The organism is Flagellimonas chongwuensis, from assembly GCF_013376415.1.
In the GTDB taxonomy this organism is placed as follows: Bacteria; Bacteroidota; Bacteroidia; order Flavobacteriales; family Flavobacteriaceae; genus Flagellimonas; species Flagellimonas chongwuensis.
Genome location: NZ_WYET01000001.1, coordinates 505264 through 517425 on the forward strand (window position 1 = coordinate 505264; position 12162 = coordinate 517425).

A 12162-nucleotide genomic window follows, 5' to 3' on the forward strand; every position below is an offset into this window, starting at 1 on the left:
CATCAATCACATGTTCAAAAACCACCTAAATATTGCATGGAGAAGCATTAAAAAGGATAAGCTCTTTACGTTTATAAAGATAGGAGGGTTTGCCGTGGGCATAGCGGCATGCCTTTTAATCACTCTTTTCATCGGTAATGAATCCAGTTATGATACCCATTACCAAAACAAAGACCACATATACCGAGTGGTGTTCCAAGGAGAGATTCAAGGAGAGGTAATGAAGAGCACTCATTTTCAACTGCCTTTTGCCGATGCACTCCAATCTGATTTTGCAGAAATAACCAAGGCTGGAAAAGTGAACACCATTGAAATTTTTGGTGCGGGCAAGCGAGGTTTTAGGATAAACGGTACTCAAGAGAATACTTTTGAGGAGAACTTTATTGTTGCGGATCAAGAGGCTTTTGAAATATTGGAAATCGAGCTGGAACAGGGAGACCCGACAACAGCATTGACCAACCCTAAAAGTATCGTGATTTCCAAATCCAAAGCGGATAAATATTTTCCCAGCGGCAATGCTTTGGAACAGCTTGTGTTCTTGGACAACGATACCTCAAATCCCTATACCGTTACAGGTATCATGAAAGATATACCGGAGAATTCACATCTTGATTTTGATTTTATGCTTCCCGTGGAGGACACCAATGGAAGCTGGACGAATCAGAACTATTTTACCTATGTATTGGTGAATCCGAACACCAATATTGATGAATTGGAACAAAAAATGTCCTCAATTGTTGAAAAATACATTATTCCGGCGCAAATGGAAAGGGGCCGCTCGGCCAGTTTTATAGATGTGTTGCGGACCGCTGAGTACAAACTGCAACCGGTGACGGACATTTATCTGAAATCGGATCTTAAAATGCAGGATGGATTGAAGCATGGCGATGTCAAGTTTGTATGGCTCTTTGCGGCCATAGCTATTTTTGTATTGCTTTTGGCCATTATCAATTTTATCAATCTTTCCACTGCAAAATCTGCCAATAGGGCCAAAGAGGTGGGTTTAAGAAAGACCATTGGTGCATTTAGGAACAGTTTGGTCAACCAATTTTTGACCGAATCTGTGATGTTCAGTATTATTTCGTTTGTACTGGGAGTGCTCTTGGCTTGGGGACTGTTGCCGTTCTTTAATGAAATTGCTTCAAAAAATATTGAATTGCCATGGACCGATTGGTGGTTCGCACCCACATTGCTCGTTGCAGCCTTATTTGTGGGTGTGCTGGCAGGAATTTATCCGGCATTTTATCTTTCGGCATTTAAACCTGCAAATGTTCTCAAGGGGACTTTGAGTGTGGGCAGCAAAAGCGGAAGGTTACGTAGTGGATTGGTCATCTTTCAATTCACCACTTCGGTAATTTTGATCATTGGCACGTTGATTATTTACCGGCAAATGGATTATATCGTGAGCAAGGAATTGGGGTACGACAAGGAACGTGTGGTAGTACTCGAGGGCACCCATATTCTTGACAACAAAATAGAATCCTTTAAAGAGCAATTATCATCATTATCCCAGGTGAAAAGCGTGACATCCACCAACTATTTGCCCATTGATGGAGGGAGCCGAAATGGTAACACCTTTATGGTCGATGGCCAGGATGATGGAGGAAGAGGTGTAGCTGCACAGATTTGGAAGGTTGACTATGGCTATACCGAAACCTTGGGAATCCAATTGGATAAGGGCAGGACTTTTTCAAAGGACTTTGCCTACGATTCCATCAATTCGATAGTCATCAATAACAAAATGGCCACAGAGCTTGGTCTAAAGGATCCAATCGGTAAAAAATTGGACAACAACAGCCAAGTTTTTGAGATTATAGGGGTGATAGAGGATTTTCATTTTAAATCCTTGAAAGAGGATATCTCCGCATTGTCATTAGTCATCGGAAAGGACAATGGAGCTGTTTCGGTAAAACTTGAAAAAGGAAACCCGACCGATGCGCTCGCTGCCATTGAACAGGTTTGGAACAGAAATGTCCCAAATCAAGCACTCAACTATTTTTTTCTGGAGCAGGAATTTGCCCAAATGCATGAAGATGTACAGCGAATGGGCAAAATATTCAACAGTTTTGCCCTATTTGCCATTTTTGTGGCTTGTCTGGGTCTATTTGCGCTATCAGCATTTATGGTAGAACAACGAAGAAAGGAAATAAGTATTCGAAGAGTACTTGGCGCGCCTTTCCAAAATATTTACAAACTGCTCACTTTTGACTTTCTGAAACTTATCATCATTTCAATTGCGATTGCCACACCTATTGGCTGGTATTTTATGAACAGGTGGTTGGAAGGTTTCGCTTACCGAATCAGTATTGGATGGGAAGTTTTTTTAATGGCAGGGGTCATCGCCCTGTGCATTGCCGTACTAACCATCAGCTATCAGTCCATAGGGGCCGCCTTTTTACAACCGACCAAAGGTCTGCGCAATGAATAAATCAATCAAAAAACACCATCAATCATGCTAAAAAATTATATCAAAATCGCCTGGAGAAACCTTGCCAAGAACAAGGGTTACACCATAATCAACGTTGGAGGCCTTGCGTTGGGCATGGCGGTAACGCTCATTATTGGCCTGTGGGTGCAAGATGAGCTGAGCTATAACAATTACAACACCAAAAAGGACAAAGTTGCCCAAATATTCCAGTCACAAACGTTCAATGGTGAAACCGGAACCGGGCCCGCTATCCCAAGGCCATTGGAGAAAGCTTTCAGGGATGGTTATATGGATAATTTTGAGTATTTGGTGATGTCTTCTTGGACCACCTCTCAATATTTAAAATATAAGGAAACAAGCATCTCACGTGAAGGCAATTTTATGCAGCGGGAAGCTCCCGAAATCCTTGATATAAAAATTTTGAAGGGAGAAAGGGACGGTGTTCGGGAAATCAACTCCATAATGTTGAACGAGTCCACCGCCAAAGCACTTTTTGGTGATGAGGAACCAATCGGGAAGGTAATCGAGGTCAACAGCCAATACGATATGATGGTTACGGCAGTTTACGAGGATCTTCCTTTCAATGCCTCTTTTAACGACACCGAGTTCATTATGCCATGGGACAAATATGTCTCGGTGAACGAATGGATCAAAAATGCCGAAGATCAGTGGGGGAACAATTCGTTTCAAATGTTTGTCCAAATTGCGGATAATACAACCATGGAATCCGTTACCTCAAAAATTCTGGAAGTAAAACAGAAGCTAAACGAAAACTCAAGGGAATTCAACACTCAATTATTTCTATTTCCAATGAAGGATTGGCACCTCCGTAGCAATTTCGAAAACGGGAAGCAAGCAGGTGGCAGAATTAAATATGTTTGGTTGTTCGGAATTATCGGAGGATTTGTGCTGCTTTTGGCCTGCATCAATTTTATGAACCTGAGCACCGCCCGTTCGGAAAAAAGGGCAAAAGAGGTGGGAATCAGAAAATCCATTGGATCTCAACGTTCCCAATTGATCAACCAGTTTTTGGGCGAATCATTTTTGGTGGTATCGTTTGCCTTTTTAATTGCTGTATTGATTGTTGTGGCCTCGCTGAACGGGTTCAATAATTTGGCAAGAAAGGAGATATCCTTCCCTTGGAGCTCCCTCGCATTTTGGGGAGTTTCTTTGCTCTTCATAACGGTCACCGCCCTTTTGGCAGGTAGCTACCCCGCTCTTTATTTATCCTCGTTTAGACCAGTGGATGTTTTAAAAGGAACCTTTAAGGCAGGCAAGCATTCCGGTTTACCAAGAAAGATATTGGTCGTGGTCCAGTTCACGGTTTCCGTAGCGTTCATCATCGGAACCGTGATTGTAATGCAACAGATCAATTTTGCAAAAAACAGGCCCATTGGGTACGATAAGGAGGGTCTGGTACAGATTCCAACGATGAGTCAGGATTTTACCGGCAAGTTTGAATTGATGAGGGAAGAATTCATCAATTCGGGCGCAATTGTGGAAATGTCCACTTCCAGTGCCCCGACAACTAACATTTGGTCCAACCGGAGTGGATTTGTTTGGGAGGGCAAACCGGAAGGTTTCCAAGAAGACCTGGCATGGACCGAAGTGTCTCCTGAATATGCCAAAAGTCTCAACTTAAAGATTGTGGAGGGAAGAGATTTTTCACGGGAATTCCCCTCGGACTCCAATGCCGTGCTGATAAATGAATCGGCCGTGAAATATATGGGGCTCAAGAACCCAATTGGAAAATTTATTAAAGACGATGATGAGGAAGACCCTTCGCCACCATTAAAGATAATAGGTGTGGTGCAGGACATGATCGCACAATCGCCGTACGAACCAGTAAAGCAAGGTATGTATGTTTTTGATAAATACGGTAATTCTTCCTATTACAATATGAGATTGAATCCGTCACAGAGTGCCAGCCAGAACATTGCAGTAATCGAAAGAGTATTTAAAGAGCATTTTCCGAACATTCCCTTTCAATACGATTTTGTTGACGAGGAATACGCTGAGAAATTTGCATCTGAAGAACGAATAGGAACCCTATCCGGTATTTTCACTGCACTTGCCATTTTAATAAGCTGTTTGGGCCTCTTTGGTCTTACCTCATTTGTGGCCGAACAACGCACCAAGGAGATAGGTGTCCGAAAAGTGCTGGGTGCCTCGGTATTTAATGTCTGGAACATGTTGTCCAAGGACTTTTTAAAATTGGTCATAATCTCATGTTTTATTGCAGTGCCCATAGCTTATTATGTGATGAACGGATGGCTACAAGAATATCCGTACAGAGTGATTTTGAAATGGTGGATTTTTGGCTTGGCCATGCTCGGAGCTCTAGCGGTAACGGTACTCACAGTTAGTTTTCAGGCCATACGTGCGGCAAAATCCAACCCGGTCAAAAGTTTAAGAACGGAATAAGAACAGAATCATGATTAAGAACTATCTAAAAATAGCCTGGCGAGGACTCATTAGGAACAAGGGTTATTCAAGTATAAACATTGTCGGCCTATCCATGGGGCTTGCCGCATGTATGCTGATAGTTCTATATGTTGGACATGAGTTGAGCTATGATAAGTTTCATGGTAATGCAGACAACATTTACCAGGCCGAAACGGAGATGACCTTTGGCAAAGACCCCATCTACATTCCATATTTGGATTATTCTGAAGGTCCGAAAAGTAAAATAAGTGTAGCAGGAATTGAAGAATACCTAAGGTACCAAAAGATTTCTGAAAATGTTTTGGTCACCAATACCGAGACCCCTTCATTAAAGTTTTCCGAGGATAATATTTTGTTCGCCGACCCTAACTTTTTTGAGTTTTTCAGCTTTAATCTTACAAATGGCAATAAGAGGGAGGTTTTGATTAACCCGAACAGTATGGTTATTTCCGAAAGGATAGCCACAAAGTATTTTGCAGATGCCGACCCAATTGGGAAGTCGTTACAGCTTTTTGGCAATATGCTTTTTACCATTACGGGCGTTGCCGAAAACCCACCTTCTAACTCAAGTATACATTTTGATTTTATCATGCCCATTTCCAGTATGTTGAGAATTGAAAAGTATAAGGAGGATATTGAACAAGGGTACTCGAACTTCACCACACTTTTTCTGTTGGATGAATTGGCCGACCCTAAAATGGTGGAAGCAAGCCTGTTAAATTCCATTGGAAAGAACTCAGGTGATGACCTTCAAAAAAAGTATTTATTGAAGCCATTACGTAGCTTGCACCTAGGTGAGGACTGGGCCAAAAACAAATACATCAGAATATTTCCATTGGTGGCCCTTTTGATTTTGATATTGGCACTGGTAAACTACGCAAGCTTATCCACTGCCCGTTCTACGACACGATCAAAGGAAGTTGGCGTAAGAAAAGTAATGGGAGCGCCCAGAAAGGCCATTGCGCAACAATTCTATTTTGAATCCGCGCTTTATACGGTCATATCGTTCGTTTTCGGTTATTTTTTATGCCTTACCACGCAATCCAAATTCTTTGAGCTTCTAGGTGTAGAAGTGGACAAAGCTTTCATCTACAGTCCCGAAATGTTGCTGTCACTTTTACTGCTTCTGTTACTGACCATATTTTTGGCAGCGGCATACCCCGCTATTCTACTTTCATCGTTTAAACCCATTGTGGTATTACAAGGAAAAATGAGTAAACAGCAAGGGGGAGTAGCCCTAAGAAAGTTCTTTACTGTTTTCCAGTTCAGTATATCCGTAGTACTCATAATCTGTGCATTGGTGATGGATAGGCAACTTGATTTTTTCAGGCATGCCGATACGGGCGTGGACAGGGAAAATATTGTAATGCTGCCTTTTTCCGGAAACCTGGGCAAACACTTCGGAGCTTTTCAAGAAGAGGTGAGTTCCCTTTCGGAAATTGTGGAAACTACCTCTGGTATTTTACCGCTTTACAAGGGCCATAATATGATGAGTGCCCAAAGCGATACTGGTGATGAGATGATTTTCTTGCCAACCCTTACCATTAACAAAGACTTTATTTCGATGATGGGGCTTGATTGGGCCATACCGCCTAAGGATTCTATTGCCCAAATGGGGAACAAGTCTGCAGTAATCATTAATCAAGCTGCTGTTGCCAGATTAAGCTTAAAAGATAATCCTATTCATCAAAAAATTAATGACAGGTATGAAATCCAAGGGGTTTTAAAAGATTTTAATTACTCCTCGTTACACCACAAGATAGGAGCTCTATCCCTGTTTGTAAAAAACGATCCTTCATACGCTTGGCTTGAACAGGGAGGGGTGCTTTATGCCAAAGTAGGTCCTAAAACCAATATTCCAACAATACTAGATGAATTGAAGATCATCTATCAGAAGTATGAAAACGAGCAGCCGTTCGAGTATTACTTTCTCGACGATGTGTTTGACTCACAGTATAAAGCAGAAGACCGGTTGGCAAAGATTTTTGGGGCATTTACGGGCTTTGCCATTTTGATTGCAGTAATGGGACTTTTCGGCTTGGCCACGTTTACGGCCTTGCAGCGAAGAAAAGAAATAGGAATTAGGAAGGTTTTGGGCGCATCGGTGGAAAACGTAGCCACATTATTGTCCAAGGATTTCCTAAAACTGGTGCTTTTGGCCATTTGCATAGCGTCACCCTTCGCCTATTGGTTTATGGACAAATGGATGGAAAATTTTGCATACAAGGCCCCTATATCTTGGTGGATATTTGTTTTGGCAGGAGTAGGAACCTTGGCAGTGGCCTTGGCTACCATTGGTTTTCAATCCATCAAAACGGCAACCACAAACCCGATAAAGAGCCTAAGAACGGAATAACATCATCAAAAAACGAGAACCATGTTCAAAAACAACATAAAAATCGCTTGGAGAAGCCTAAAAAAGCAGCCATTCTTCACCTTCCTCAACATATTTGGATTAGCTATTGGAATGGCTGGTGGGCTTTTGCTCTGCCTTTATATATATGATGACCTGAGCCACGATAAAATGTTCACGGATGCGGAACACATTTACCGAATAAATGCAGATATGAAATTCGGCGGCACTGTAGAAAACACATCTGAGGTATCGGCACCAATGGCGGAAGCATTGGTGAACGACATTCCCCAAGTGGAAATGGCTACAAGGTTCAGGAGTATTGGGAGTGTTTTTATCCGTGAACAAGAGGCCACGGACAACGTACGGGAATCTTTTGTGTCTTATGCGGATTCAACTTTTTTTAAAATGTTCGGAATCCAACTTCTTTATGGAGATGAACGCACCGCTTTGGCAGAGCCGAACACGCTGGTCATTACGCGTACGGCAGCAGAAAAGCATTTTCCAATTGATCAAGCAGTAGGGCAAACCTTGGTTATTAATGATGATGAAGTTTTTACCGTGACCGGAGTATTGGAGGATCTGCCCAAAAACTCCATTTTTAGGGACAAGCCCATTTTCTTATCCATGGCAGGATATGAAGATGCACAACTTGCAGAATGGGGAAACCATAATTATTACACTTTTGTGAAATTGGTGCCCGGAGCCAAGGGCACAGATATACAAAGTGAGATGCAGGCCATGGTCGGCAAGTATCTGATTCCATATGCGCAACGGTTTTTCCCCGGGATAACGGAACAACAGTTCTTGGATTCCGGTAATTATGTGAACTACTCCACCATTCCGTTAATGGACATTCACTTATACTCCAAAAGAAACCCGGAATTCAGCACGGTTAGCGATATCAAAAATGTATATATTTTGGGAGCAATCGCTTTGATCCTTTTGGTGCTGGCAAGCGTCAATTTTATGAACCTTTCCACGGCACATTCCCTTAAACGGTCCAAAGAAGTAGGCATCCGTAAAACATTGGGATCCCAGCGCAGTGGTTTAATAGGTCAATTTTTGACAGAATCTGGACTAATTGCCTTGGGCTCATTAATTTTTGCTTTGATCATCGCATCCTTGGCTATGCCACTGTACAACGACCTAGCGGGCAAAGAGTTGTCCATCCCCTATGCCAGCCCTATATTTTGGTTGATTTTGATCATGGCAGCCTTGGTCCTTGGTCTTTTCTCTGGAAGTTACCCCGCATTCTTTATGTCCCGTTTTGTTGCCGCAAAAGTATTGAAAGGCCAAGGGGACAACTCCATAGGTGGAGGAAGGATAAGAAATGCCCTGGTCATACTCCAATTTAGCATTTCCGTATTCTTGATCATGGGAACGCTTACGGTTTTTCAACAATTACGATTTATACAGGGCAAGGATCTTGGTTATGGAAAAAACCAAGTATTGATAATTGGCGGCGTCAACGGTCTGGAAGGAAAAAGGCAGGCATTTAAAGATGCGGTGGTTCGCCTCAGCCAGGTAAATACCGCCACATTGAGCAGTTATCTGCCCACCCCATCTTCACGAAGCAGCGGAACCTACATGTTGGCAGAAGATCGTAGTCAGGAGAAATCCATCAATATGCAACAATGGACGGTGGATGATGATTATCTATCCACCATCGGACTGTCATTGGTTTCCGGTAGAGCTTTTGATCTGGACAGATTCGCTACGGATTCCTCGGCCGTAATTCTTAATGAAAAAGCAGTGGCCGTCTTGGGAAAAACCCCTGAAAGTGTCATCGGAACCCAATTTGTCAATGATTTTCAGAATGGATCGTTAAGCACCGTAATAGGCGTTGTAAAGAATTTCCATTACGAAACACTTAGGGATGAGGTGGGCTCATTGGCCCTTTTCCATGGGGGTGAATTTGCCAGTAACCTGGCCATTAAATTAAATGGCGGAGATGTTTCCCAGACCGTTGCGCAAATTGAAAACATTTGGCGGGATATGGCACCGACTCAGCCATTTGACCATTATTTTATGGATGATTCTTTTAATTCCAGTTACGATGCGGAACAGCGCTTAGGGCGGATTTTTATGATTTTCACAGTGCTTTCCATCATTATAGCATGTTTGGGACTTTTGGGCTTGGCCACTTTCAATGCTCAAAAACGGGTAAAGGAAATCGGGGTGAGAAAAGTATTGGGTGCAGGTGTTGGCCAAATTGTTTACCGATTATCGGTGGACTTTTTAAAGCTCGTTGGCCTTGCCGTGTTTATAGCGTTACCGCTTGGTTGGTATGCCATGAACCGATGGTTGGAGGACTTCTCATACCGAATAGACATCCCTTGGTGGATTTTTGCACTATCGGCCCTGTTGGCCGTGGGAGTAGCCCTATTGACCGTGAGTTATCAAAGTATAAAGGCTGCTATCGTGAACCCGGTAAAGAGCCTTAGGACCGAATAAACACTAACCATAACCAAATGCCATGTTTTTCAACAACTTAAAAGTAGCTTGGAGAAGTATTTTAAAGAACAAATTGTTCTCTTTTATAAATGTAATTGGGCTTTCCATTGGTCTGTGTTCATCTATCGTTATCGGTGCCATAGTTTATTTTGATTTTTCTTTTGATACATTCCATAAAGATGGAGATCGGATATACCGGGTCACTACTCTTTTTGAATCCGGAGAGAATGAGTTTTCAAACAGAGGTGTCTCCGTTCCCTTAATGAAAGAGTTCAAGAACGGAATTTCGGGCGTAGAGGTATCGGCTCCATTTATGAGCACCTATTTCTCCACCATCGAAAATAAGGCACAAGACCTGGTGTTCAGAAATGAGAACAATGGCATATTGGCCGATGGGGCCTATTTTGAGATTTTTGATTACAATTGGTTGGCCGGAGATAACCAAACAGCACTCTCCGAACCCGCACAAGTAGTATTGACCAAGATTAAGGCGGAAAAATATTTTCCACATAAGAATGTCAACGAGGTAATTGGGCAAACCTTGGTCTATAACGATTCTGTTAATGTGAAGGTAATGGGCGTAGTGGATGACCTTAAGCAAAATAGCGACCTCAGGTTTACCGAATTTATGTCCTTGTCCTCCGCCAAAATGTTCGGAGAAAGTGATTTTACGACCAGTGATGCCTGGAACGGGACAAGTTCGGGAGACCAACTTTTTTTCAAGATAAGTGAAGGGGCCAGTGTTCCGAACATTCAATCTCGGTTGGATGAATTGGCCAAAGAGCATAAAAATAGGGAGCCTTGGGCCGTCAATGACGAAAGGTGGTTCCGAATCCAGCCATTTTCAGAAATACATTTTGGGGGAAAGCATGGCGATTACCCATTCAATAATTCTAATCATGTGGCCAACATGAAGGTATTGAAAAGTCTTGCTTTTATAGCACTTTTCCTATTGTTGTTGGGCTGTGCAAATTTCATCAATCTAAACTCTGCGCAGGCACTTACGCGAGCTAAGGAAATAGGCATCAGGAAAACACTGGGAAGCTCCAAAAAACAAGTGGTGCGACAATTCTTCGGTGAAACTTTTATATTGACTTTATTGGCGACGGTACTGTCACTTGTGATGGCTCCATTTCTTTTGCGCCAGTTCAAGGATTTTCTTCCAAGCGGGATAGACCTATCGGTATTGTACAGTGCCGAGGGCATATTTGGCATATTACTTTTGATGCTCTTAGTGTGTCTGCTTTCTGGATTTTATCCAGCTTTTGTACTGTCCAAATTTAAGCCTGTTTCGGTGCTTAAAGGGCAGTTCTCAAAAGGGGACAAAGGAGTTCGGTTGCGCAAGACCCTTACTGTTTTCCAGTTTGTGGTGGCCCAGGTATTTGTAATCGCGACCTTCTTGGTCGCAAAACAATTACATTTTTTAATGCAGAAGGACATGGGAATGAAAACAGAGGCGGTCGCATATGTAAACTTGCCTTGGAATGATAGGTCCCAGATTAAGAAGGAAAGGGTATTCAATCAGATAAAGAATATAAAGGGACTTTCCCAAGTAAGCTGGGGCGATAATCCGCCTGCCTCCAACAATATGTCATCAACCATACTTTCCTACTATAAAGATGGCAATGAAACGCATCAAGAAGCGCAAATTTTGACAGGTGACATATCCTATTTAAAAACCTACGGAATCCCGCTGATTGCCGGCAGGGAAAGGTTGAACGATAGTATAGACGAGTACGTGGTGAACGAAACATTTGCACGGGCCATTGGTTTCCAAAACCCGGAAGAAGTGGTTGGAACCTCGGTAAAGTTGGATACCGTAAAAATTGCCATAGTTGGGGTGATGAAAGATTTTAACCAAAGATCATTACGGTCCGAAATAAGGCCTTTGGCCGTTAGAGGGCACTATAGCAGAGGGTTTGACGGTATCCATTTTGATTTGGGCAACAATCCCGAACGGTGGACCCAAATTGTTGATGAAGTGGAGGAAGTTTTAGTTTCCGTTTATCCGGATGAGGAGTTGGAAGTTAGGTTCATGGATGAAACGGTAAAAGGATTTTACAGACAGGAGAAAAGCGCTGTCCAACTTTTAAAATGGGCCACGGGACTGGCCATATTGATCAGTTGTTTGGGACTAATGGGCCTCGTAGTCTATACCACGGAACGCAGAGTAAAGGAAATAGGGGTGCGTAAAGTGTTGGGTGCCAATCTAGCCCAACTGAACATTTTGTTGTGCAAGGAGTTTTTGATTTTGGTAGGTGTTGCCTTCGCCATTGCAGTACCTATATCGTGGTACTTGGTCCAAGAATGGATAGAAAGTTTCGCTTACAAGACAGAGCTAAGTTGGTGGGTTTTCTTGACCAGTGGAATCGGGATGGCCGTGGTGGCCCTTTTGGTTACGGGAGCAAGAACCTATAAAACGGCCAATATAAACCCTATTGAGAGTTTAAGGAACGAGTAGTTAAAAAGAAATCAAAAC

Annotated in this window: 5 protein-coding genes; all 5 read left to right on the top strand. The window is 42.6% G+C overall.

Annotated features, from left to right (window positions below):
- Window positions 1–10: 10 nt before the first annotated feature.
- Genes GUA46_RS02220 through GUA46_RS02240 form a run of 5 tightly spaced genes read left to right on the top strand, consistent with a single transcriptional unit; the run spans window position 11 to window position 12144 of the window.
- Entirely contained in the window at window positions 11–2428 is a 2418-nt protein-coding gene (locus GUA46_RS02220) for an ABC transporter permease (protein ID WP_176619118.1), read from the top strand.
- 24 nt (window positions 2429–2452) lie between these two features.
- Window positions 2453–4852: an ABC transporter permease gene (locus GUA46_RS02225; RefSeq protein WP_176619119.1), complete on the top strand. Its 2400-nt coding sequence runs from the start codon at window positions 2453–2455 to the stop codon at window positions 4850–4852.
- Window positions 4853–4862: 10 nt separating this feature from the next.
- On the top strand, window positions 4863–7229 hold the full coding sequence (locus tag GUA46_RS02230) for an ABC transporter permease (RefSeq protein ID WP_176619120.1): 2367 nt from the start codon (window positions 4863–4865) through the stop codon (window positions 7227–7229).
- A 21-nt stretch (window positions 7230–7250) separates the two neighbouring features.
- Window positions 7251–9683: an ABC transporter permease gene (locus tag GUA46_RS02235; RefSeq protein ID WP_176619121.1), complete on the top strand. Its 2433-nt coding sequence runs from the start codon at window positions 7251–7253 to the stop codon at window positions 9681–9683.
- Window positions 9684–9705: 22 nt separating this feature from the next.
- Window positions 9706–12144 carry an ABC transporter permease gene (locus GUA46_RS02240; RefSeq protein ID WP_176619122.1) on the top strand — a complete coding sequence of 813 codons (2439 nt, stop codon included), beginning with the start codon at window positions 9706–9708 and terminating at the stop codon, window positions 12142–12144.
- Window positions 12145–12162 lie beyond the last annotated feature (18 nt).